At 72.0% G+C, this 23,931-nt stretch carries 19 protein-coding genes and 1 pseudogene; 10 read left to right on the top strand and 10 right to left on the bottom strand.

The window, feature by feature from the left end:
- Positions 1-146 precede the first annotated feature (146 nt).
- Together ACTOQ1_RS14195 and ACTOQ1_RS14190 are read left to right on the top strand one after the other, a co-directional pair.
- A complete protein-coding gene (locus ACTOQ1_RS14195) occupies positions 147-836 on the top strand; it encodes a response regulator transcription factor (RefSeq protein WP_362837737.1) in 690 nt (229 codons plus the stop codon).
- Between the two features lie 154 nt (positions 837-990).
- Positions 991-4,677 (top strand): DUF4153 domain-containing protein, encoded by a 3,687-nt coding sequence (locus tag ACTOQ1_RS14190; protein WP_440067271.1) that lies wholly within the window; start codon positions 991-993, stop codon positions 4,675-4,677.
- Positions 4,678-5,411: 734 nt separating this feature from the next.
- Here ACTOQ1_RS14190 and ACTOQ1_RS14185 read toward each other — a convergent pair.
- The gene (locus ACTOQ1_RS14185) at positions 5,412-7,130 is read right to left on the bottom strand and encodes a glycosyl hydrolase family 8 (RefSeq protein WP_440067269.1); all 1,719 of its coding nucleotides are present in this window, start codon (positions 7,128-7,130) and stop codon (positions 5,412-5,414) included.
- A gap of 205 nt (positions 7,131-7,335) precedes the next feature.
- On the opposite strand from ACTOQ1_RS14185, the gene ACTOQ1_RS14180 reads away from it, so the two are divergent.
- The 4 genes from ACTOQ1_RS14180 to ACTOQ1_RS14165 all read left to right on the top strand — a co-directional run bounded on the left by ACTOQ1_RS14180 (position 7,336) and on the right by ACTOQ1_RS14165 (position 11,800).
- Entirely contained in the window at positions 7,336-8,859 is a 1,524-nt protein-coding gene (locus tag ACTOQ1_RS14180; protein WP_440067267.1) for an N-acyl-D-amino-acid deacylase family protein, read from the top strand.
- A gap of 168 nt (positions 8,860-9,027) precedes the next feature.
- Positions 9,028-10,137 (top strand): alanine racemase, encoded by a 1,110-nt coding sequence (locus ACTOQ1_RS14175; protein WP_440067266.1) that lies wholly within the window; start codon positions 9,028-9,030, stop codon positions 10,135-10,137.
- A 33-nt stretch (positions 10,138-10,170) separates the two neighbouring features.
- Entirely contained in the window at positions 10,171-10,557 is a 387-nt protein-coding gene (locus ACTOQ1_RS14170; RefSeq protein ID WP_440067264.1) for a Rid family detoxifying hydrolase, read from the top strand.
- 31 nt (positions 10,558-10,588) lie between these two features.
- On the top strand, positions 10,589-11,800 hold the full coding sequence (locus tag ACTOQ1_RS14165) for a hypothetical protein (protein WP_440067262.1): 1,212 nt from the start codon (positions 10,589-10,591) through the stop codon (positions 11,798-11,800).
- 150 nt (positions 11,801-11,950) lie between these two features.
- Here ACTOQ1_RS14165 and ACTOQ1_RS14160 read toward each other — a convergent pair whose 3' ends face one another.
- Positions 11,951-12,505, bottom strand: a complete 555-nt coding sequence (locus ACTOQ1_RS14160; RefSeq protein ID WP_440067260.1) for a TetR/AcrR family transcriptional regulator — start codon at positions 12,503-12,505, stop codon at positions 11,951-11,953.
- A 100-nt stretch (positions 12,506-12,605) separates the two neighbouring features.
- On the opposite strand from ACTOQ1_RS14160, the gene ACTOQ1_RS14155 reads away from it, so the two are divergent.
- Positions 12,606-13,334 (top strand): alpha/beta fold hydrolase, encoded by a 729-nt coding sequence (locus tag ACTOQ1_RS14155; protein ID WP_440067258.1) that lies wholly within the window; start codon positions 12,606-12,608, stop codon positions 13,332-13,334.
- A 59-nt stretch (positions 13,335-13,393) separates the two neighbouring features.
- On the opposite strand, the gene ACTOQ1_RS14150 is transcribed toward ACTOQ1_RS14155, so the two are convergent.
- Positions 13,394-14,014, bottom strand: a complete 621-nt coding sequence (locus ACTOQ1_RS14150) for a LysE family translocator (protein ID WP_440067256.1) — start codon at positions 14,012-14,014, stop codon at positions 13,394-13,396.
- Positions 14,015-14,169: 155 nt separating this feature from the next.
- Here ACTOQ1_RS14150 and ACTOQ1_RS14145 point away from each other — a divergent pair, with 155 nt between their 5' ends.
- Positions 14,170-16,944, top strand: a complete 2,775-nt coding sequence (locus ACTOQ1_RS14145; RefSeq protein ID WP_440067254.1) for a helix-turn-helix transcriptional regulator — start codon at positions 14,170-14,172, stop codon at positions 16,942-16,944.
- A gap of 106 nt (positions 16,945-17,050) precedes the next feature.
- On the opposite strand, the gene ACTOQ1_RS14140 is transcribed toward ACTOQ1_RS14145, so the two are convergent.
- Entirely contained in the window at positions 17,051-17,473 is a 423-nt protein-coding gene (locus ACTOQ1_RS14140) for a hypothetical protein (RefSeq protein WP_440067252.1), read from the bottom strand.
- 314 nt (positions 17,474-17,787) lie between these two features.
- Between ACTOQ1_RS14140 and ACTOQ1_RS14135 the strand changes: the two genes are divergently transcribed.
- Entirely contained in the window at positions 17,788-18,501 is a 714-nt protein-coding gene (locus ACTOQ1_RS14135) for a TetR/AcrR family transcriptional regulator (RefSeq protein WP_440067250.1), read from the top strand.
- Between the two features lie 23 nt (positions 18,502-18,524).
- Positions 18,525-18,656 (top strand): annotated as a pseudogene (locus tag ACTOQ1_RS14130) (IS481 family transposase); the annotation flags it as partial.
- Here the strand turns inward: ACTOQ1_RS14130 and ACTOQ1_RS14125 are convergent.
- From ACTOQ1_RS14125 to ACTOQ1_RS14100, 6 genes are all read right to left on the bottom strand, one after another.
- Positions 18,650-19,867: a Cmx/CmrA family chloramphenicol efflux MFS transporter gene (locus ACTOQ1_RS14125; protein ID WP_440067248.1), complete on the bottom strand. Its 1,218-nt coding sequence runs from the start codon at positions 19,865-19,867 to the stop codon at positions 18,650-18,652. The pseudogene ACTOQ1_RS14130 and the gene ACTOQ1_RS14125 overlap by 7 nt on opposite strands.
- 350 nt (positions 19,868-20,217) lie before the next feature.
- Positions 20,218-20,598: a response regulator transcription factor gene (locus tag ACTOQ1_RS14120; protein ID WP_440067611.1), complete on the bottom strand. Its 381-nt coding sequence runs from the start codon at positions 20,596-20,598 to the stop codon at positions 20,218-20,220.
- 246 nt (positions 20,599-20,844) lie between these two features.
- On the bottom strand, positions 20,845-21,846 hold the full coding sequence (locus tag ACTOQ1_RS14115) for a serine hydrolase domain-containing protein (RefSeq protein WP_440067247.1): 1,002 nt from the start codon (positions 21,844-21,846) through the stop codon (positions 20,845-20,847).
- 160 nt (positions 21,847-22,006) lie between these two features.
- Entirely contained in the window at positions 22,007-22,528 is a 522-nt protein-coding gene (locus tag ACTOQ1_RS14110; RefSeq protein WP_440067245.1) for a hypothetical protein, read from the bottom strand.
- 200 nt (positions 22,529-22,728) lie between these two features.
- On the bottom strand, positions 22,729-23,535 hold the full coding sequence (locus ACTOQ1_RS14105) for an SAM-dependent methyltransferase (protein ID WP_440067244.1): 807 nt from the start codon (positions 23,533-23,535) through the stop codon (positions 22,729-22,731).
- A gap of 112 nt (positions 23,536-23,647) precedes the next feature.
- Positions 23,648-23,758 (bottom strand): RICIN domain-containing protein, encoded by a 111-nt coding sequence (locus ACTOQ1_RS14100; RefSeq protein WP_440067242.1) that lies wholly within the window; start codon positions 23,756-23,758, stop codon positions 23,648-23,650.
- Between the last annotated feature and the right edge of the window lie 173 nt (positions 23,759-23,931).

Below are 23,931 nucleotides of genomic sequence, written 5' to 3'. Positions count from 1 at the left end.
CCTGATCCCGGCCTCTCCGGCCCGGCCGGGCAGGGCCCTCGTCCGCGCGAGAGCCCTGCTCGGTGGGCCGCCTCCGCCACCGGGTGCGCAGAATCTGCACAATTCACCACAGGTCTTCTGCACGGCTCCGGTCTACGCTGCCGGACATGGCAACCCCTCAACAACGACGTGTCCTCGTGGTCGAGGACGACGAGACGATCGCGCGGGCCGTACGCCACAGGCTGGCCGCCGAGGGTTTCGACGTGCAGGTCGTCGGGGACGGGCAGGCGGCGCTGGCCGCCTACGCGAGGACGGGGCCCGACGTGGTGGTGCTCGACCGGCTGCTGCCCGGCCTCGACGGGCTGGAGGTGTGCCGGCGCATGCAGGCGGCCAGGCCGGTGCCGGTCCTCATGCTCACCGCGCTGGGCGAGGAGACCGACCTGCTCGTGGGACTCGGGGTCGGGGCCGACGACTACATGGCCAAGCCGTTCAGCATGCGCGAGCTGGTCGCCCGGGTGCACGCCCTGCTGCGCAGGGTCGAGCGGGCCTCCCAGCTGGCCGTGGCCGACACGGTCATCCGCCTCGCCGACGTCGAGATCGACACCGCGGAGCGCCGCGTCTACGTGCGGGGCGCCGAGGCCCAGCTCACCAGGACCGAGTTCGACCTGCTCTGCCGCCTCGCCGAGCGCCCCGGCCAGGTCTTCGAGCGCGAGCGGCTGCTCGCCGACATCTGGGGTTTCTCCGAGGCCGCGGCCACCCGCACGGTCGACAGCCACGTGCGGGCCCTGCGCCGAAAGCTCGGCCCCGGCGTCGTCCGTACCGTCCACGGGGTCGGTTACGCCCTCGTCAAACCGTGAGCGGGCATTCCGGCGCGGCCGGTGGACACGTGCTCGGGTACGGCCGCGAGGAGGCGTGCCGGCACGCCCCGGAAACGGCGCTCGCGTCCGGACGAGAACCGATCGCCCTCTCCGTCACTCAGACACTCATGTGCCCTTCACCTCCAACACCGGGATGCGCCGACCATTGAGACCTCTCGACTTCCTGGGCCGGATCAAGATAAAGCTCGGCATGGTGATCCTGCTGGCCGTGGTGGCGGCGTTCGTCGTCAACGAGGTCGGCATCAACGCCGGATACTCGCGCAACGTGCGCGTCGCGGTGGCCGCGGTGTTCGCACTGATCATGGTGCAGCTGCTCGCGCGGGGGATGACCAAACCGCTGCGCGAGATGGCCGCCGCCGCGCAGACCATCGCCAAGGGCCGGTACGGCCTGCGGGTCACCGCGTCCTCCCGTGACGAGGTCGGCGAGCTCGCCCGCGCCTTCAACGCGATGGCCGCCGACCTGGGCGAGGTGGACCGGCAGCGCCGGGAGCTGGTGGCCAACGTCAGTCACGAGCTCCGTACGCCGATCACCGCGCTCCGGGCGGTGCTGGAGAACGTGGTCGACGGGGTCTCCGACCCCGATCCCGTCACCCTCGGCACCGCGCTCGCCCAGACCGAGCGGCTGGGCCGGCTGGTCGCGCAGCTGCTCGACCTGTCCCGCCTGGAGTCCGGGGCCCGGCTGATCGAGCGCGAGGACGTCGAGCTGCGCCAGCTGTGCGAGCAGGCCCTGCGGGAGGCCGTCATGGCCAGGGAGGGGGTGGTGGCGCGCTGCGAGGTCCCGGAGGGGCTGAGCGTGCGCGCCGATCCCGACCTGCTCGCGCAGGTCCTCGCCAACCTGCTGGACAACGCGGTGCGGCACAGCCCCGCCGGAGGGCTGGTGGTGCTGACGGCCACGGCCAGGGGAGAGGGCGTCCGGCTGCGGGTGAGCGACCAGGGGCCGGGGATCGCGGCCGAGGACCGGGCGCGGGCGTTCGAGCGCTTCTCGCGCCTGGACGCGGGCCGGGCCGCCGACGACGGCGGCGCCGGGCTGGGCCTGGCCATCACCAAGGAGATCGTCGAGCTCCACGGCGGCTCCATTCACTTCGACGACGGTGTCGGCTGCCACGTCGTGGCCGACCTTCCGGAAAGGATCGAGATGAACCCCCCGTCTCTCCCCGCCAAGGGCTCCCTCCCCGCGGAGGCGGACGCCGTCGCCCCGGGCGAGGCCCCTCCCGGCGAAGCCCCCACGGGGCCGGCGGCTCCCGCGCCCTTCGTCCCGTCCGCGGCCGGTACGCCGTCCGGACGTCGCGAGGCAGCCGGGGTCTCCGGGGGTTCCGGATCCGACGAACCGGTGGAAGCCGGTCGGGTGTCCGGGGCCGATCAGGGTTCCGGATCCGCTCAGGGTTTCGGATCCGTTCAGGGCGCTGGACCCTACGAACCGGGTGAACCGCTGGAAACCGGCCGGGAGCCCGGGGTCCGCGAGATGGCCGGGGCCGGGCAGGCGTCCCGGCCGCGAGAGGTCGCGGCGACCGCTTCCGCGTCCGGATCGGTGAGCGGTCCGGTGACCGCTTCCGTGGCCGACCCGGCGGCCGGTCCGGTGACCGGTTCGCCGGACGGCCCGGTGAGCGGCTCGGTGACCGGTCCGGGGTCCGGCCCCGGCGAACCGGGCGAACCGGGCGGGGCCGTTCAGGCCGCCGGACCCGTTCGGGTGCCCGAACCTCGGGAGACCGGCGAGGCGCCCGGTACCTCCGCCGACCCGGTCACGGCCACGGGCGAACCCGGGCACGGCGTGACGTCCGGGCCGGTGCCCGCCGCTCCGGCCCCCGGAGCCACCCCCGGAACGGCCCCCGGAGCCGCCGTCCCCGACGTCGCCGCCACATCCTCTCCTCCCGTACGGCCCTCCCCGCAGCCGTACCCCCCGAGGCCCGTTCTCGCCCAGGGGGGGAGCGCGCGTCAGAAGCCGGTCGTGATGCGGAACTGGGCGGGGGCGGTCATCGGGGTGTTCGTCGGCGGCGTCGGCGGGCTGGTGTGCGCCGTGATCGTGGGCATCGGCCTCTCGAGCATCGCCCCGCTGCTGGCCGCGTTCGCCGGGGCCGCCATCTTGACCGTCGGCGCGTTCGTCGGCACGGTCATCGGCGCCACCACGCCCACCGACGACATCCTGGCCCCCGCCGAGCAGCCCCCGCCCAGTTCCCCGGCGCGGGGACCCGTCGCGCAGCGCGTCACCGTGGCGGGTCCGGAAGCTTCGCGGCGGGAAGGCGGGGCACCGCCGGTAGGCGCCCGGGAAGGGGCGACGGGCTCGTCGGCGGTCTCCCGGCCGGGCGGGGGACGGGGCCCGGGGGATCCCGGCGGATACGAGGCACCGCCGATCTTCCCCCGGCCCGAGCTGCCGGACACGCCCCGCTGGGTGCTGCCGGTCTCGGCCGCCGTCGGGGCGCTCGCCGCGGTCGCGGTGCCGTACAGCAGGGCGGGGCTGGGGCTCGTGCTGGTGGCCGCGGCGATGGGGCTGGCGGCGATCCCCGCGGCGCGCAGGAGGATCAACCCCTGGTCGGCCGGGATGGGGGCGATCGCCTACGGGCTGGTCGCGACGGTGATGTTCAGGGACGCGGACTGGTTGGTCGGGATCCTTCTGCTGGCCGGGTTCCTGACGGCCGCGCTCGCTCTGTCGGGGGCCGGGCGCGGCTGGCTCGGGGTGATCAGGGGCGCCGCGTCGGTGGTCCTGGGCCTGCTGCCGGTGCCGTGGTTCCTCGGCGCGAGGTTGAAGGGCCTCGCGTCCCGCCGCCGCGTGATGCCGCTGCTGCTGGGGGGCGGGCTCACCGTCGTGCTGCTGGTGGTGTTCGGGGCGCTGTTCGCCTCGGCGGACGCGGTCTTCGCCGAGGCCGTCGAGCGGGTGTTCAGCGCGCAGGAGTGGGCGGAGTCGATGCCGCTGCGGATCCTCCTCTTCGTCGTCTTCGCGATCGTGGTCGCCTCCGCCGTGCTGGTGGGGCTGCGGCCCGTGGCCGAGCCGAAGGCCCCCGACCTGAAGGTCACGGTCGGGCGCGGTCTCTGGGTGACCCCGCTGACGGCGCTCAACCTGCTGTTCGCCACGTTCGTGGGGATGCAGCTGACTGTGCTGTTCGGCGGTACCCGGTGGGTGCTGTCCGCGACCGGGCTGACCTACGCCGAGTACGCGCGCTCCGGGTTCTTCCAGCTCGTCGTCGTCAGCGTGTTCGTGCTGGCCATCGTGGCGGTCGCCTCGGGGACGCTGGAGCTCAAGGGAGCCGACCGCTGGCTGATGGCCGGGCTGCTCGGCGTGCTCTGCGTGCTGACCCTGGTGATCCTGTTCTCCGCGCTGCACCGCCTGGACCTGTACGCCGACGCCTACGGCCTGTCCCGGCTGCGGGCCTCGGTGTCGGCGACGGTGCTGTGGCTGGGCGGGATCTTCGCGCTGGTCCTCGTCGCGGGCGCGGCCCGGCTCACCGGACGCGGGCACGCGCGCTGGCTGCCCAGGACCGTCGTCATCATGACGAGCGCCTCCCTGCTGGCGTTCGCGGTCTGGAACCCCGACCTGCGGGTCGCGGAGACCCAGATCGCGGTACGGGGCGTGGAGCGGGTCGACCTCGAATACCTCGGCGACCTCGGCGCGGAGGCCGTGCCCGCCCTGGACAGGCTGCCGGAGCCGGCCCGCAGCTGCGTCCTGCGAGACGTGATCGCGGCCAACGAGCTCGTCGGGCCCGACCCGTGGAACGGCTGGAACCTGGCCCGTCGCGAGGCGAGGGAACTGCTGGAACGGCGCCCGGTCGACAGGGGCGCCTCATGCCCGCAGACGCTCTCCCGCCTGGAGATTCCGGACCAGGACTGATCCCAACATTCCGGCAGGCAGCGGAGCCGACGTACGCGATCGCGGCGTCGGCTCCGCGCCGAAGTGATCGCCCGGGTGAGAGGCGAGGCCGAAGTCGGTGAGCCCCGCGGACCGAGGCCGCACCGGGGTGGTGAGCGGGCCGGGAAGAAGGACGGGCCGAACGGTTTCGAAGCCCGCGGCACTTTCACTGGCGGCGCGTGCGGATCCCCGCCGGATTCTTAATCAAAGGCATCAAGGGCATCAAGGTCGCGGTCACGCCGACTGAAACACGATGACGGGAGGATCGGCCGGGTGAGAAATGTTCGAGGTCGCACGGTCGTCAATTCTTTCTCCTGTGCGGCACCGTGAGAGCGTGCCGGTCAAGGACCGCTCTCGCGTCAGCCCGGCGTTTCGGATCGGAATGCAGAAGTGCCATTAGAACGGCTGCCGCGTACGTTCCCACCAGACAGCAGACGAGGGCACAGGTGAGCCAGGGAATCGCTGCCAGGAGAGCAGCCAGAAAAGCGGGCACGACAAACTACCTCTCGGGGGAGCGGTGCTCGTCGCTGAAATCTGTGATACGTCGTTCTCCTGCATGGGGATCGACGCAAGGACGGACGTCAGCGCTGACCTAAAATTACATGAAACCGGCATGCTGTCAACGCGTGAGCATTGAGGCCGGAATCCGAGGCCGGGAAGAAATGAAAAGCGCGACCCCCGTCCGAAGACGGGGGTCGCGTTGGTTCGGGCGGGTATCAGGGGACCCAGTGGTTGCCGGTCACGGTGATCATGACCTGAAGCTGGATGCTGGTGGAGTAGTAGTCGCTCGCCGTGAACGGGGTGCTGAGCATTTTGTTCCACAGGGCGTCCAGCCAGGCCTGGCTGCCGGAGTCGGTCATCGCCGCCACCGCGAACGGGGCGAAGTAGGCCGGTTCGCTGCCGCCGGAGATCTGGGTGCCGTTGAGGGAGTAGCCGACCGCGATGTTGTTCGGGTTGCCGCCGGTCTTGGCCTTGATCCAGGTGTTGAGCTTGCGCGCGGCGGCGAGCGACTTTGCGTCGCCGCTGGTCACCGCGTCGTTGCCGATCCGCCACGGGTCGCGGCAGGCGTTCCACCAGAACTTGCCGTCGTTGGCGTCCTCCAGCACCTGGCCCGGCGCGGGCTTCGGGGTGGTGTTGGTGTTGACCACGAAGTCGGCGAGCAGGCCCGTGTTCGGGGCGTAGGCCGACTGCTGGGAGGCGATCAGGTTCTGGTGGTTGGTACGGACGGTGTCCCAGGTCGTGTCGCCGGTGGCCTTGCGGAACGCCCTGAAGTGGTCGATCATCCAGTCGGAGGAACGGCTGATCCAGTAGTACTGGTCGCCCGCGCTGCTCCAGTCGCCGAGCTTCATGAGCTTGGTGGTCGCGTTGACCTCACCGGCCTTGATGGCGTTGATGTGATTGATCGCGAGCTGCCGGTAGTTGTAGGTGCCCGAGCTGCCCCACTGCCGGTCGGCGAGCAGCAGCCCGTAGGCCACGTCCAGGTCGCCGTCGGTGGCGGAGTCGCCGCCGTTGACGCTCTGGCAGGAGGTGTTCTGCTCGGCGGCGAGCAGTCCGGGGGTGATCGACGACGGGTGGGCCAGGACGTACTTCACCAGGCCGTCGAAGATCTTCTTCGCGTCGGGGTCGGCCCCGGCCATCGTGGCGGTGATGACCATGCCGTAGCCCTGCGCCTCGGCCACGTACGGGTGGTCGGCGTCGGGGGAGATGATCTGGTACCAGCCGTTGCCGCAGTTCTGCTTGACGAACGCGGCCTTCCAGCGCTGGTAGTAGTCGACCACCTTCTGGTCGAGCGTGGCCTGGGCGCCGGTCGGGCGCAGCATCCCGGCCGCGTAGGGGATCTTGTGGGAGCCGAACGGCACGCCGGGGCCGCCGGGGGACGGGGTGATCGTCGGAGTGGGCGTCGGGGTCGTGCCCCCCGTGCTGCCGTAGACCTCCATCTCGTACAGCGAGTAGCCGTAGGAGGTGCCTCGCGCGGTCCCGTACATCCGCACGTAGCGGCCGGTGCCCGACAGGGCCAGGTCGTCGACGCCGCCGTCGCCGGTGGTGGTCGAGTAGGCGGTGGTCCAGGTGGAGCCGTCGGGCGAGACCTCGACGCGGTACGACTTCCCGTACGCCGCCTCCCAGGTCAGCCTGACCCGGGAGATCGTGGCGGAGGCGCCGAGGTCGACGCGGATCCACTCGGGGTCGTGGCCCTCGGCGGAGGCCCAGCGGGTGGCGGTGTCGCCGTCGAAGGCGGCGCCGGGGAGCAGCGTGGCGTCCTCGTCGGAGGACGAGGTGGCCGGGCGGCCCTGGGAGAGCAGGGAGTCCACGGCGAAGCCGGGCGGCGCCGCCAGCACGAACACCGATGCGATCAGTGCCGACGCCAGTGCCAGGACGAGGACGGTCGAGGGGCGTGGGGGGCGCTGGAGGCGTTGGAGGCACAATCTCGCATGCACAGGGGGTGCCCTCTCTGCGATCATCTAGTTAGGAAAGGTTCCTAACTAGTGAAAGATGGCACCATCCCTGACACGCTACGGTCAAGGGGGGTGGGGGGCCCAAATTCCCCCACTCCGTGATCGAGGGGAAATCCAGGACATGGGCAGGGAGAACGAAGGTGAGCGCTGGATGTGGCGAACACCTTCCGGGTGATTGAATCCCCGCATGTCGTTCGATGTATTGATCAGGGATGGCTGGGTGCTCGACGGCACCGGAGCCCCCGCCTGCCGCGCCGACGTCGGTGTCGACGGTGACCGGATCACCGCCGTGGGCCGGCTCGACGGCGCGGACGCCACGACCGTCGTCGAGGCCGCGGGGCGCCACGTCATGCCCGGCCTCGTCGACTGCCACGCCCACGGCGACGCCCTCGTCCTCGACAAGGAGGTACAGCTCGCCGCGCTCCGGCAGGGCGTGACCACGTTCGTCCTCGGCCAGGACGGGCTCTCCTTCGCCCCCTCCACCACCCCGGAGACCTTCGCCTACGCCACCCGCTACTTCGCGGCGATCAACGGTGTCCACCCCTCGGCGGACGGGCCGATCGGCGTCGGGGAGCTGCTCGCGGGCTACGACCGGGCGACCGCCCTGAACACCGCGTACCTGCTGCCGCACGGCACGATCCGCCACGACGTGATGGGCGCCGCCGAGCGGGCCGCCACCGCCGGCGAGCTGGCCGCGATGCTGGCCCGCGTCGAGCGCGGCCTGTCGGAGGGGGCCTGCGGCCTCTCCACCGGCCTTGAGTACGCCCCGGGCCGCTACGCCGACGCCGCCGAGATCGCCGCGCTCTGCGCGCCGCTGGACCACCTGCCGTACGTGACGCACATGCGCGGGTACGGCGCCGCGGCCCCCGCGGGGATGGCCGAGGTGACGGACATCGCCCGGCGCTCGGGCGCCGCCGTGCACGTCTCGCACTACCACGGCCCGGCCGCCACGCTCCTGCCGCTGGTCGACGAGGCCCGGCTCATGGGGATCGACCTCACCTTCGACACCTACCCCTACCTGCGGGGCAGCACGATCCTCGCGATGCTCGCCCTGCCCGCGTGGGTCCCGGCCGCCGACACCGGCCGCGCGCTGGAGATCCTGGAGTCCGAGCCGATCGAGTGGGACGAGACGCTCTGGCCGAGGATCACCTTCTCCCACGCGCCCGGCGCCGAGTGGGCCGAGGGGATGACGCTGCCCGACGCCGCCGCCGAGGCGGGACTGGAGCCGGGGGAGTTCTGCCGCAGGATCCTGGTCGACACCCGGCTGGAGGCCGGATGCGTGTCGGCCCGCCCCGACGAGGGCCCCGAGGGCGAGGCGTCGGTCCGCGCGATCCTGCGCCACCCGGCCCACACCGGCGGCTCCGACGGCATCTACGTGGGCGGCCACCCCCACCCCCGGGGCTACGGGGCGTTCGCCAGGATGCTCGGCCACCACGTCCGCGAGACCGGCGACTGGACCCTGGAGCAGGCCGTCGTCCACCTCGCCTCGCACCCGGCCCGCCGCTTCGGCCTCGAAGGGCGGGGCCTCGTCCGCCCCGGGCAGGTCGCCGACCTGGTCGTCCTCGACGCCACCGCGGTCGCCGACCTGGCCACGTACGCCGTCCCGCGCACCCCGGCCACCGGGATCGGCGACGTTCTCGTCTCCGGGGTCCCGGTCCTCGCCGGAGGAGGGCTCACCGGCGCCACCCCCGGCAGGGCGCTGCGCCCCTGAGCCCTCAAGAAGCCACGAGGGCCACGAGGGCCACGAGGGTACGGCCCTGGAGAGGTCGCCGTGAGGATAGGGTCCTCAGGGCGGCCGGTGGGGACGCGATCTCCCACGCCCGGATCCGGCGGCCGGCGAGCCGGCGGACCCGCCGAGGCGACCAGAGGGGGACGGGACGTGAAGGGGATCGTGGATCCCGGGGCGGCGCTGGGGGCCTCGCTGTTCGGCGGGGCGTTCACCTTCCCCGTGATGGTGGCCCACCGCGCCGCGCTGGAGCACAACATCGCGACCCTCGCGGCCTTCACCCGGGAGTACGGGCTCACCTTCGCCCCGCACGCCAAGACCACCATGTCGCCCGAACTGGTCAGGGCGCAGCTCGACGCGGGCGCGTGGGGGCTCACGGTCGCCACCCCCAGCCAGGCGCTCACCCTGCGCGAGTTCGGCGTCTCCCGCATCGTCCTCGCCAACCAGGTCTTCGACCCGGCCGGGCTGTCCGCCCTCGCCGCCCAGCTGGCCTCAGATCCCGCGTTCGAGTTCCTCTGCTTCGTCGACTCGGTGGCCGGGGTCGAGGCGCTCTCCCGGTACGCCGGGGCCAGGCCGTTCCGCGTGCTGGCCGAGCTCGGCCACGAGGGCGGGCGGGGCGGCAGCCGTACCCTCGCCCAGCTGTTGGAGGTCGCCTCGGCGGCGCAGGCCGCGAAGGGCGTGGAACTGGCGGGCGTCGCCGGGTACGAGGGGTCGCTGGGTTCGGCGGAGGAGGTGCGGACCTACCTGCGCCGGCTGCTGGAGGCGCTGGAGCACCTGCGGGTGCGCGACCCGATCCTGTCGGTGGGCGGCAGCCAGTGGTTCGACGTGATCGGCCGCGAGCTCGCCGCCTGCCAGGCCAGGGTGATGCTGCGCAGCGGCGCCTACGTCTCCCACGACGACGGCTACTACCGCGAGCGCACCCCGTACACCCGGATCGACGGGGAGCTGCGCGCGGCGCTGGAGATCTGGGCGCACGTGCTGAGCGTCCCCGAGCCCGGTCTGGCCGTGGTCGGGTTCGGCAAGCGCGACGCCCCCTTCGACGAGGGGCCGCCGATCCCGCGCGGAGCCGTCGCGGACGCGACGGTGCTCAAGGTCCAGGACCAGCACACCGTCCTGAGGCTGGCGCCGGGCTCGCCGGTGAAGCCGGGGGACCTGGTGTCGTTCGGCATCTCCCACCCGTGCACCGCCTTCGACAAGTGGCGGACCATGCCGGTGGTCGACGAGGAGTATGTCGTCGTCGATCTGATAAACACCTTTTTCTAATGTCGTGTTTTTTCCGTTGTGAGGAATGCTGAGATGAGCGGCAAGCAGGAACTGAGGACCGACGAGGGCGCGGCGCCCGTCGGGGCGTACTCGCAGGGCCTCGTGGTCGGCGACTTCGTCTACACCTCGGGCATGGGGCCGCTCAGCCCCGAGACCGGCGAGGTCGTCGGGACCGACGTGGCCGAGCAGACCCACCAGGTGATGCGCAACCTCGGCGCGATCCTCGCGGCACACGGGCTCGGCTTCGACGACGTGGTGAAGTCGACCGTGCACCTGGAGCACCTCAAGCGTGACTTCGCCGCCTACAACGAGGCGTACAAGTCGTATTTCACCCGCCCGTACCCGGTCCGCACGACCGTCGGCTCTGACCTGATGGACATCCTCGTCGAGATCGACTTCGTGGCCTACAAGCCGCGTTAGAGTCTGACCGACTTCGTGGGAGGGCGGTGGCTTGGACAGCTCGCTATACGTCTACGTCGAGGACGTGCGAGGGGAGGGCCTCGACGCGGTCCTCGACCGGATCACCGGATACGGCGTGACGGGCGTGACCGTGGCCGCGGCCTACCACCGTGCCCGTGACGTCACCCCGCACGGCCGCTCCCGGGTGACGCTCCGCAGGGACGGCGCGCACTTCACGCCGCCCGCCGACCTGTTCGGCGGGCTGCGGCTGGTCCCGCCCGTCCAGGACGGTGCCGGGGACGAGCCGCTGGCCGCCCTGCGCCGGGCCACCGCTGAGCGCGGGCTCGCGCTGCACGGCTGGACCGTCTTCCTGCAGAACACCACGCTCGGCCTGGCCGACCCGGACGTGACCGTACGCAACTGCTTCGGCGACCGCGGCTCGCCCGCCGACCTGTGCCCCTCCCACCCCGACGTGCGCCTGTACGCGGTCGCGCTGGGGCGGGCGGTGGCCAGGCAGGGCGTCGACAGCGTGGTGGCCGAGGCGCTGCACTTCGGCACCTTCGGCCACGGCTACCACCACGAGCGCAGCTTCGTCCCGCTCGGGCCGATGGACGCGTTCCTGCTCGGCCTGTGCTTCTGCGGCTTCTGCATGTGCCGCGCCGCCGACCTGGGCGTCAACGCGGAGGTGGCGCGCGAGGAGTGCTCCAGGATCGTGGGCGCCGTGCTCGACGGCGACCCTCCCGCCCAGGGCGAGGTGACCCGCGCCGCGCTGACCGCGTACGCGGGGCCCGAGGTGGTCGCCTACGCGCGGGCCCGCTCCGAGGTGGTGACCTCGCTGGTCTCCGAGGTCTCCACCGCCGTCACCGCGGAGGGCTCGCGCCTCGTCTTCCTCGACGCCACCGGCGCCGTCAAGGGCTACACCGACGGCCTGCCCTCACCGGGGCTCGCCGCGCACGACTCCTGGCAGCTCGGCGTCGACCTGGTCGCCCTCGGCGACCTGGTGCCCTCGCTGGGCGTGCTCGCCTACGCCCGCGACGCGGCCAGGGTGGCCGACGACGTGGTCGCCTATCGCCGCTCGACGGGCAAGGACAAGGAACTGCGGGTCGTCCTTCGGCCGGGCCTGCCGGACACCGACTCGGCCGACCGCCTCGCCGCCAAGGTCCGCGCCGTGCGGGCCTCGGGAGCCGACGCGGTCGACTTCTACGCGTACGGGCTCATGCCCTACCCGATCCTGGACCGCATCCCGGGCGCCCTCTCCGCCTGACGCCGGCCCGGTCTCGCGGGGCCGGTCGGCGAGTCGAGGTCGATTCGCGGGCCGGGGCCGATCCGTGAGCCGAGGTCGACCGGCGGGCCCGGGCCGACCGGCGGGCCCGGGCCGATCAGCGGGCCTCGGTCTGTTGGCCGGGCGAGGTCGTCACGGGGCGAGCGCGCCGTCCAGGACGGTGCTCACGGCGTGGGCGGCGAAGTCGTCGTCGAGGGGCAGGCCGCGGAAGACCGCGCGCAGCCAGACCGCTCCGGCGAGCAGGTCGACGATCAGCATGGGGTCGGCCTCGGCGGACAGCTCGCCGCGCCGCCGCGCGCGCTCGAAGACGACCTCCTCCCGCGCGAACCGGTCGGCGAAGAAGTGCCGGACCGCCTCGGCGAGCTCGGGATGGTGGACGGCGGCGCCGAGGGCCGCCACCGCGACGTCCGCGGCGGGAGGGCGGGTGAGCAGGGTGGCCATCCCGCGTACCAGAGCCTCCAGATCCCCCCTGAGGCCGCCGGTGTCCGGCGGTTCCATCGCGAGCAGGTCGGCCTCCACCAAGGCGGCGGCCAGCAACGCCGGCTTCGACGGCCACCACCGGTAGATCGTGGTCTTGTTGACTCCCGACCGCTCGGCCACCCCCTCCACCGTGAGACCCCCATAGCCCTTGGCGGCGAGCAGTTCGAGCGTCGCCTGGAAGATCTGCTGTTCCTTGCGCGGTGCCATGCGGGCGACTATAGCAACGCAACGGTGCGTTGTGTTTTAATCGAGGCAGTTCCCTGGCCGGAGTACCCCTCCAACCAGGACGACCTTTTGGAGGCGTGCCATGCTCCCCGTCGTTCTCATCCACGGCATCCGGCTCAGCGCGACCATGTGGGACCCCGTCGCCTCCCACCTCTCCCATCTCGGCCGCCCGGTGACGGCCGCGGACCTGCCCGGCCACGGCACCCGCGCGGGCGAGCCGTTCACGATGGACGCGGCCACCTCGGCGGTCGCGGACGCCGTCGACGCGCTGGGCGGCAGGGCTCTCGTGGCGGGGCTCTCCCTCGGCGGATACGTCGGCATCGCCGTCGCCGAGCGCTTCCCCGAGCGGGTGGCCGGGCTGATGGCCATTGGATGCACCGCCCTCGGCTCGGCGGCCGGGCCCCACCGGTTCGCCGCCTCGCTCGCCGCGCGGAAGCCGTCGCTCGCGAACCGGATCAGCGCCTACGGCCTCCGCCGCCTCCTGCCGGGTCCCGCCGGGGAGGCGATGGTGGCGGGAGGGCTCTTCTGCGAGGTGATGCCCCAGGTCGTCGACGCCGTCGCCGGTCACGACCAGCTCGCCGCGCTGGCCGCGTACCCGGGACGCGTGTGGCTGGTCAACGGCACCCGGGACCCGTTCCGGGTGCACGAACGCGACTTCCTCCGCGCCTGCCGGAACGGGCGGCTGATCCTCGTCCCCCGCCGGGGGCACCTGGGCGTGATGGCGGCCCCGAGACCGCTGGCCAGGCTGGTGGGCGACCTGTGCGACCAGGCGGACCGCCTCCCGTACGCCCAGGCGGACCCGCGCGTCTAGACGGGCCGCCGCCTCCCGTACGTCCGGGCGGAACGGCTGGTCTCGGTGGAGAGGCTGGTTCAGGTGGAGCGGCCGGAGAGCGCGGTCGCGACGCCCAGGCCCAGGTAGACGACCCCGCTGAACTGGCCGATCAGCGGTGCCCTGGTCCTCAGCCGCGTGCCGACGGCGCCCGCCGCCATGGCGTAGATCATGTCGGAGAGCAGGCCCAGGAGCAGCAGGGTTCCCCCCAGGACGGCGATCTGCAGCGGCACCGCGCCCGCCTCGGGCTCCACGAACTGGGGCAGGAACGCGAGGAAGAAGAGGATCACCTTGGGGTTGAGCACGTTGACGACCACCCCCTCAAGGAAGATCGCCCGAAGCGGCTGCGGCGCGGCCTCCCGGCTCGCGAACTCCTGCCTGCTCGTCAGCGCCCGGACGCCCAGGTAGACCAGATAGGCCACGCCCGCCCACTTGATCACGTTGAACAGGGTCGCCGACCGCGCGATCACGTACGAGAGACCGGCCGCCGCCGCGGCGATGTGCACCAGCGTGCCCACCTCGACGCCGAACGCGCTCGCCACACCGGCGGCCCGGCCCTGCGAGACGGCGCGGGTGATGATGTAGATGTGGTTCGGGCCCGGTACCAGGACCAGGGCCAGCGAGGCGAGCGAGAAGATCAGCAATGTGGACGGCGAGATCATGCCCCGACCCTAGAGTCGTCCCGGTCCTCGCCGTCAGGGCCAATGCCCGGACCCTTTGGTGTACCAATCGGTCCATGTTCGTCCCCTGACGGGGCCGATGGGTCCCCCCAGTCGGAATGTCGATTCCGTCGGTACCGCGTGCGATACTCGCCGACGTGGGGTGGCAAAGCACGCGGGGTGTTCTGATCGGGCGGTCGGTCGAGCTCGATCGCCTCACCGTCGTGCTCGACACCGCGGCCACGGGGCAGGCCGGGGTGGCCCTCGTGGGAGGTGACGCGGGCATCGGCAAGACCCGTCTGATCACCGAGCTGGCCGAGCGGGCCGAGGCCGCCGGATTCGCCGTGCTCATCGGCCAGTGCGCCGAACTCGGCGACGCCCTCCCCTACCTCCCGCTCGCCGACGCCCTGCGTTCGGCACGCGGGGAGCTGCGCGCGGCGCTCGACGCGAGGCCGGTCCTCGGCAGGCTGTTGCCCGGCGGCACCGACTCCGGCAGGGAGAGCACGTCGGGCCTGACGCAGCAGCAGCTCTTCGGCTCGGTGCTCGGCTTCCTGGCCACGCGGCCCGTGCTGCTCGTCCTCGAGGACCTGCACTGGGCCGACCAGTCCACCCGCGACCTGCTGGTCTTCCTCAGCCGGATGCTGCAGACCGAGCGCGTCTGCCTCGTCGGCACCTACCGCACCGACGACCTCCACCGCCGCCATCCGCTGCGCCGGGTCCTCGCCGAGCTCAAGCGCCTCCCCTCGGTGACGCCGGTGGAGCTGGAGCCTCTCGACCGCCACGAGATGACCGACTACCTGGCCGCGCTCGGCGGCACCGACGCCGGGGTGATGCGGAAGGTCGTCGACCGGGCCGAGGGCAATCCCTTCTACGCCCAGGAGCTGCTGGAGGCCGCCTCCAAGGGCTCCTCGATGCCCGACGGCCTGGCCGGCCTGCTGCTCTCCCGGGCGGAGCTGCTCTCCGACCCCGCGCAGCGAGTGCTCGGCGGCGCGGCCGTCGCGGGCCGCCGAGCCGACCACGACCTGCTCCAGCAGGCCTCCGGCCTCGACGACCTGGCCTTCGAGGAGGGCATGCGGGAGATCGTCTCGCGCGGCCTGCTCCGCCCCGACGGGGAGTACGGCTACGCCTTCCGGCACGCGCTTCTCCAGGAGGTCGTCTACAACGACCTGCTGCCCGGCGAGCGGACCAGGATGCACGCCGAGTTCGCCCGCCTGCTGACCGCCCGAGGGGGGTCGGCGGCCGAGCTCGCCCACCACTACCTGGCCGGTCACGACCTGCCAGGGGCGCTGGCCGCGTCCGTGGAGGCCGGGCGGAGGGCCGAGCGGCTGGGGGCTCCCGCCGAGGCGCACCGTCACTTCGACCGGGCGCTCGGGCTCTGGGACCGGGTTCCCGACGCCGAGCGGCTGGCCGGGATCGACCACGTCGCCCTCGCCGCGCGCAGCGCCGCCGCGGCGGCCGACAGCGGCGACAACCACCGGGCGATCTCCCAGCTCCGGCGCCTCCCGCCCTCCGCCGAGATCAACGAGCGGCTGTCGTACTACCTCATCGACACCGATGATGTCGAGGGCTCTATCGCCGCCGCGTACGCGGCCGTCGAGGCGGCGCCGGAGGGGCCGGTGCTCGCCCGCGCGCTCGCGACCTACGCCCGCTCGCTCTACTGGACCGAGCGGCACGACGAGGTCGAGGCCCTGGCCCGCCGCGCCCTGGAGCAGGCCCGCGCGAGCGGCGCCGCCGACGCGGAGACCAGCGCGCTGATCACCCTCGCCGCCCTCGCCGCGCTCGCCGACGACATCTCCCGGGCCAAGGAGCTGCTCGCCTGCGCGAGCGCCGAGAGCTCGGGCAACCTCGCCATCGACCTGCGGGCCATGTTCACCTACGCCCGGGTCCAGTACGAGAGCGGCGACCTCGCCGAGGCGGCGACCACCACCGACCGGGGGCTGCGGCTCGCACGCGAGAGCGGCCTCAACTGGAGCACCTACGGCACCGACCTGCGCTTCCTGCGCCTTCTGATCCACTACGTCGCGGGGGAGTGGGACCTGGCGGAGAAGGTCGCCTCCGGGTTCGCCGTCCGCGTCGGCACCCCGCCGGAGGCGCTCCTGTCGTCCTTCGCGCTCTTCGTCGAGGTGGCCAGGGGCCTTCCCGTCGTCGAGGACCGCCTGTCGTGGCTGGAGTCCTTCTGGTCCGGCGACGTCACGCTCATCGCCATGGGCCGCGGCCTGGCCGCCGAGCACGCCCTGTGGCACGGCGACCCGGAGGCGGCGCTCGAACACGCTCGCGCGGGGCTCGACGCCATGCTTCCCAACGACCCCGCCGTGATCCGGCTCAGCAGCACCGCCCTGTGGGCGCTGACGGACCTGGGACGCACGGAGGAGGCCGACGCCTTCCTGGAGCGGGCCAGGGTGCCCGCCGCCGTCGGCCCCGGCTCCGTGCGGCGCGGCCCGCTCGGCCCCGAGGGACTGGCCTGGCTGGCCAGGGCCGAGGCCGAATGGCACCGCGCGCACGGCCGTCTCGACGTCGTGGCGTGGCGCGCGGTGGTCAGGGCCTTCGACTTCGGATTCGTCTACGAGGTCGCGCGCTCGCGGTGGCGGCTGGCCGAGGCGCTGCTCGTCGAGGGCGACCGTGCCGCCGCCCTGAAGGAATGGAAGCTCGCCGTCGAGGCCGCCGAGTCACTGGGCGCCCAGCCGCTCGGCGCGGCCCTGGCGGAGCTGGGACGCAGGGCGCGCTTCACCTCCGCGCCGCCGACCGTGCTCACCTCCCGCGAGCGGGAGGTGCTCGCCCTGGTCGCCGAGGGCCTCCCCAACCGCGAGATCGGCGAGCGGCTGTTCATCGCGCAGAAGACGGTGAGCGTGCACGTCTCCAACATCTTGGGCAAGCTGGGCGTCTCCTCCCGCACCCAGGCGGCCGCCGTGGCCCACCGGGACGGCCTGCTCTGACCGCCGCGCCCCGTCGCGGCCGGGCGGGCGGGCCGCGTGGCCGGGTGAGCCGTTCGCGTGGCCGGGTGAGCCGTTCGCGTGGCCGGGTGGGCGGGCCGTCCGCCGCTCACCGGTTCGGGGCATCGGTTCGCCATGCGTACCAGCCGCGGCACAGCACGTAGGCCGCCGCGGTCGTCACCGTCACGGCGAGGTCGATGAGGGCGGTACTCGACGCGTCGGGCATGTCCCACATCGCGAAGGAGTACACGGTGATCGCGCCTTTCTGGAGGAGCAGGAGCTCCCACAGGCCCCACTGCCGGCGCGGTGCGACGGCGAGGATGGCCCACAGTCCCGCGAAGACGATGTAGGCGAACGTCCGCCACGCCTCGGTGATGACGCGGTCGTCGGACACGCTGGTCATGATCATGACTCCGCCCGCGAACGCGACGAGGGTCGCGACGGCGTTGAGGGCCATCAGCGTGCGCCCGATCCGATCCGCCCAGGGGGTCGGGTGCCTGACGGCGGTGGGGGCATCGGTTCCACCATTCATGAGAACTCCTTGTATCGAGGGGGCGTTCAGGGGTGGGTGCCGCGGGCACATCGCGAGCGCACGACATCCGGGTCCGGCCGGCTGCCTGGGGAGGCGCGTCCGGTCGCGTCGAGACCGCCGGACGGCCACCGCGTTCCACGAGCGCTGACTGACCGTGAGCGCCGACCGGCTGTCAGCGCTGCCCGGCCGCCTCACCGTCGCGGACCGGGACCCACCGCCGGTGGCGGGCTTATCTGCGAGGGCTAGTAATTCTTGTTACGATCATTAACTGTAGTGTCGGATCGTATTCAGCGCAACGGGATTACACTTTGTTCATGTCCACAAGCGCCAGCACCGAAGGTCCGACCCGCCGCGAGCGGCTCCGCCGGCAGACCATCGAGGAGATCAAGCAGCGCGCCTTCGAACTCCTCGACGCCGGCGGGACGAACGACGTGTCGATCGCATCGGTCGGCAAGGCCATGGGCATGAGCCCGCCGGCGCTCTACCGCTACTTCCCCTCACGCGAGGCGCTGCTGGAAGCGCTCGTCGTCGACGCCTACACCGACCTCGGGTCCGCCGTCGCGTCGGCCGCGCGAGGCGGGGCGGGGCAGGACGCCCGGTCCAGGGTCACCCTCATGGTCCAGGCCTGGCGGCGCTGGGCACTGGCCCTCCCGCGCCGGTACGCGATGCTCTTCTCCGACCGCGCACCCGCCGCGCAGGATCCCCCCGAGGGGGTCGCCGCGGTCAACGAGGGCATGCTCCCGCTGGTCATCGCCCTACAGGAGATCGCGTCGCCGTCCTCCGCCGGCGGCACCCCGCTCGACGAGTCGCTGCTGCGGTGGGGCCAGGCGATCGGCGCGCCCGCGGGCATCACCCCGGCGGCGCTGCGGCTCGGCGTGCTCTGCTGGTCGCGCGTCCACGGACTCGTCTCGCTCGAAATCGCCGGCGCCTTCGACAGCATGGGCATGGACGCCGGTCTCCTGCTGGCCGAGGAGATCGAGGCCGTGGTCGACACTGCGGGCGGCCGGAGTTCCGGCGGGGGAGGATGACGGCCGCGGAGGACTCCGGGGTCCCGTACGCCGGCAACGCCGAACGCACCGAGGCCCCGGCGGACTTCCTGCACACCTGCGGCCACCACCAATGTCACACCGCACTCGACGGCCAGCCGCCCGTCAGCCGCGTCGGCAACGCTCGTGGTCAATACGCCTGGCGAACGTCGAGGCCGTCAGGGACCTCTCTCCCGGGGCCGGCCTGGGGCGCGATCACTCGAAGCAGGGGCAGCGCGACGAGCACCGCGAGCACGGTAAGGAGTGCGCTCACCCATATCGGGCCTAGATCGCCGGCACCGGCTCCGAGGGTCGCCGCCGCGACGGCGGGGCCACCCGCCGCGCCGATGTTGAGCGCCGCGGTCGCGTATGCCCCGCCCATGGTGGGGGCGCCCGCCGACTCGTGGAGCACCCTGGCGATCAAGGTGCTGCCCACGGCGAAGGACAGCGCACCCTGTACGAACACGAGGGCGAGAAGCGCCACCGGCTGGGCGGCGACGATCGCCGACGTGGTCCAGCCGAGCAGCAACGCCGGGCCGCCGACTCCGATCACGATGCCGGGGTGCCGATCGGACAGCCGGCCCGCGAGAGTGACGCCGGCGAAGGACCCCGTACCGAAGAGCACCAGCGCCACCGGGACCCAGAGCTCGTCCAGGCCCGCGGTGCCGGTCACGATCGGGGCCAGGAAGGTGAACGTGGCGAAGGTGGCGGCGTTGACCAGGGCGCCCAGCGACATGACCAGGATCAGCCTGGGCGTCGCGAGCTGGGCGATCTCGGTCCGTAGAGAGGGGCCGGCCGGAGCGTCGTCCCGCGTAGAGCCCTCGGCGTGGTCCGGGATGCCTCTCACGATGCCGAAGGCGGCGGGGAGGCAGAGCAGTGCGATCGCCCAGAAGGTCGCCCGCCAGCCGAGCAGCGTTCCGAGCACCGCGCCGCCCGGAACCCCGGCGATGGTGGCCACCGTCGTGCCTGAGAGCAGCACCGCCAGCGCACGTCCCTTCCGGGCGGCTGTGACGAGCGTGGTCGCCGTGCTCAGCGCGACCGCCAGAAAGCCCGCGTTGGCCAGGGCGGCGATCACGCGGGTGGACAGGAGAACCGGGAAACTCGGCGTGAGGGCACCCGCGACATGGGCGGCGGCGAACACCAGCACGAAGCCCAGCAGACCGGCACGGGCGGGCCACCGGCGTGCGAGCACCGCCATCAGCGGCGCTCCGAGGACCATTCCGACCGCGAAGGCCGAGGTCAGAAACCCGGCATCGCCGACCGGCACCTTCAGGTCGGTGGCGATGTCCGGTACCAGGCCGGAGAGCATGAACTCCGAGGTGCCCATGGCGAAGACCGCCACGGCGAGCAGGTAGAGCGGGAGAGGCATCGAGAGCTCCGAGGTGAGAGGACGAGAGGAAGACGTCTCGTCACCGCGGCCAGCACCCAGGGGCGCGCGCACCCGCCCCGCTCAGCGAAGCCGGCGGGGAGTGGACTGCGAACTCAGTGGTTCAGGGAGCTGACGGCGTGACCGAAAGCCCCCACCTTGGATGCCTCGGGGCTCGACATGCCCCGAACACTACTTGAACCGATCGGTCGTCACGCAAACGAATTCCGCCCGCAGGGAGTGTCGTCGACGTCCTGCCCCGCACCAACCGGTCGTGATCGGCTTCGCGGGTCAGGCGTCGCCCCGATCGGCATCTGAGGGCATCTGAGGGCGGTCCGATCGGCCCCGCGAGGTCACGCCTTGCCGTGGCCGCTGCGCGCGGTCAGGGCCAGCTCGCGGACGACCTGGATCAGCTCCGCCGGGTCGAAGGGTTTCGTGAGGTAGGCGTCGACCCCGATTCCGAGGCCCCGCCGCTTGTCGTCCTCCTGCGCCCGCGCGGTGATCAGGACCACCTTGATATGGCGGGTCCCCTCGTCGTTGCGCAGCCTGGTGGCGGTCATCCAGCCGTCCAGCCTGGGCATCATGACGTCCAGCGTGATGACGTCGGGCATCACGTCCAGCACCCGGTCCAGGCAATCCTGCCCGTCGGAGGCCGTATCCACCTGAAACCCCTCCAGGGTCAGGTTGACCGCGATGAGCTGCCGGATGACGTCGTCGTCATCCACTACCAACACCCTGCCCAGAACCTCTCCCACGGCGTGAGGCTAACTCCTCTCTCCCGCGCCCGCGCGCGTTTCCGAAGATGTGTGCGCACGGTTATCCACAGGCGACAGGTGTTTCCCGTTTTTCCCCGAGAACTCCGGGCGCGGCGGACACACCGCCGGAGAGGGCCGTAAAGGTGGGGAGGCGGTCTTGGGCGCCGGGAAGCGGGAGGTCCCCGGGCGCAGGCTCTGGCGGTCGGGGTGGCCGACGCACGGCGATCATCGGCCTTCCTCCCCGGTGAGCCGTGCCAGCAGGGCGAACCCGTGGCGGTCCACCGAGACCGAGGTCGCGGACATGACGACCACACCGGTGCCCGCCGCGCGGTCGACTCCGAGCCACGTACGGAACCCGCCGGTGCCGCCGTTGTGCCAGGTGATGGGGCGCTTCTTCACTTCGACGGTGATCCACGCGGCGCCGACGCGCGCCGCGGGCCCGGAGAGGTTCGCCACGGGGTCGAGGGCCGCGATGCCGGGGGCCGTGCCGTCGAGCAGGGCGGACGTCAGGCGCGCCATGTCCTCGATCGACGCCCGGATGCCACCCGCCGGTCCAATCGCCTCACCCGTCCACGGCTGCCGTACCCGTCCCGACCTGCTCCTGCCGATGACCGCGCCGGGCAGCAGTTCGTCCGGGCTTGAAGGCGTGTAGAACACGCCGAGCCCCAAAGGCCCGGCGACCCGCGTGCGGACGAGATCGCGGTAGCTCGTCCCGGCCGCGTGCGCGATCGCGTGGCCTAGCAATTCGAACCCGAAGTTGGAGTATCGAGCCCGTGGTTTCCCGACTCTCACCCCCCGCGCCTGGGCGAGGAGCTGCTCAAGGTCCTCACCGTAGGGATTCGTCCCGTGCCGCCACAGCGCGAGGGTACGCCGCCACGGCTCCGCCGACCTGGGCAGCCCTGGCAGCCCCGAACGGTGCGTGCTGACCGACGCCAGTGTCACCCCCGCCACCGCCGTCCCGTCGAGCCGCAGGAACTCGCCGAGGGTCGACGTCGTACGGATCTCTCCGCGCGCGAGCGCGTCGGCGTAGAGCAGGCCGGTAACCCCCTTCGAGATCGAGCCGATCTCGAAGTCCGCGCTCAGGGGCGCGCCCACACTCGCCACCGTCGTCCCCTTGGGCGAGACCGTCGCGACCGCGATCACTGGGTGCCGGTCGCCCACGAGCTCACGGAGCCGCGCCGCGAGGTTTTCGTCACCGTAGGAATCTGTTGGCCGCCTGTCGTCCATGCGTCAACCATAGTTGACGCACATCTCAGCGGCAATCTTGGTCGGAACTTGTCAAGCTCGGTGAGACATGGTTGCTTCAGCTGTTCTGTGCCTGCGGGGGGACCTCACTCTCGCGGTTGTACGGGTCGTTGATCCATGCCGCGGCGAGAGTGGGTCCGGATCAGGCCTCGCAGGAGTTCTCGGTTTCGGCGGTGCAGGTGTCGAAGCCGCTGACGCCGTTGGCGACATCGATGCCGCCGTTGCCGTTCAGCGTGTCGTCTCCGCCGCCGCCGTTGAGCCCGTCGCGGCCTGAACCGCCGGTCAGGGTGTCATCGTCACTCCCGCCCAAGATCGACGACTGCAACGAGGTGTTGTTGGTCACGCTGTCCTTGCCGCCGCCGGTGGCCGCGTCGATGAACTGGATCGTGCTGCCGGTCCCGGCGCACTGCACCACGTTGGGACCTGACGTGACGCATCCGGCGCCGGCGCTCACCCCTGATGTGCTGTCCACGGTGACCTTGCCCTCAAGGATGTCGATCTTGATGGTGTCAGCGCCGGACGTGCCCGTGATGAACACCGTGCGGCTGCTGACATGGACGGTGGTGACGGCCGCGGCCTGCACGGGCGAGGCGGAGGCGGCGATAGTGATCAAGCTGGTCCCCGCCAGCGCCAGAGCGGTGAGGGAGCGGTGGATGAGTGACATGGTGATATCCCGTCTGATCGTTGAGGTTTGTACGTGCGTGAGCGTGTGGTGCGAGTGAGCAGGTGGTGTCACGGTCCGGCGATCGGTCATCGCGATCGGTCATCGCGATCGGTCATCGCGATCGGTCATCGCGATCGGTCATCGCGAACGGTCATCGCGAACGGGCGAGATCCGTTGGGTCTCTCCTCTGCCCTCGCCGTTCAGGCGCGATACAGGGGCTGCTTCGTATAGGTCACGGGGATGGAGGAGATGGGTTCGTCGAGTGCGGTGTCCGCTCGACGCCGGGCGACCGCGCGTACGTACCCGAGGTAGCGGCCGCGGTCGGCGGTGATGGCGTTGATTTCCGGCTCGTTGTCAGGTGCTACCGCCCGTTGCCATTCCAGCCAGTGCTTCCAGCCGTCCGTCATGGTGTCGGTGAGGTCCACGGAGGCGATGCCGCTGCGTTCCCAGTGGCGGTGCCACCAGTGGGCCGAGTGGAGGCAGGCCATGCTCGGCTCCCACCAGCCCCGCAGATGCTCGGGAACCGGCCCGTCGATCTCCTGGGTCAGTCCCGCGCCCGCGATGCCGATCTGGCCGCCCGGCCGGACGAAGCGGGCCAGGTAGTTGAGGTAAAGGTCGTCGGTGCCGTAGTAGACGAAGGAGTCGATGCTGATGACGGCGTCGAAGAAGCCCGCCGCGAACGGCAGGGATCGGGCGTCGGCGTGGATCGGGAAAACCGCGTGGCCGGCGCCGGCGTCGCGGATGCGGTGCAGTCGCTCGTCCGCACCGAACCACAGGTCCGTCGCCCAGACCTGGACGTCGAACTCGCGGTGCAGGAAGATCGACGACGCGCCACGGCCGCAGCCCAGATCCAGCACCCGCATCCCGGGCTCCAGCGTCATCGCATGGGTGAGCCATTCGGTCAGCCAGAGTGAGTTGGCTCCGCCGCTGACGCCGGAGCGGATCCAGTCGGGGTGGTACCGCGAGGTTCGCGGGAACAGCGGGCTCGCCAAGGGGTCTTGTGGCATGGGTGTCGTTCTCCTCATGGCCGGGAGGGATGGTTGCGCCGTGCCCACATCGCCCGCTCCCTGCCGCCCGGGTAGGTCTGGGGGTCGACGCGGTGCTCGTCCGCGATCGTTGTCACAGCGTCGGCAGGAACTCGAACAGCTGGTTGCGGGCCCCGCCCTTGCAGGTGAACTGGATGATGTTCACGCTGTTCGCGGTGCCGGCGCTCGGAACGTCGAAGCACATGTTGAAGACGTGCCGCGGCCTGATGCTGTTCAGCGACGACCCGCCGTTGTCGAGCGCGAGCCGCTGGTTCGAAGCGCCGGTGCGGCGGCAGGAGCAATGTTGCGCAGCCGGGGAAGGGCGGTGCTGTCGGGTGTCGTGGTCATGTCCTCCAGGGTCGCCGGGTCAGGGCCGGC

This window comes from Streptosporangium sp. OZ121, assembly GCF_051918885.1.
Taxonomy (GTDB): Bacteria; Actinomycetota; Actinomycetes; order Streptosporangiales; family Streptosporangiaceae; genus Streptosporangium.
The sequence above is the reverse complement of the archived record's forward strand: the minus strand, read 5'-3'. Positions and strand labels throughout refer to the sequence as shown.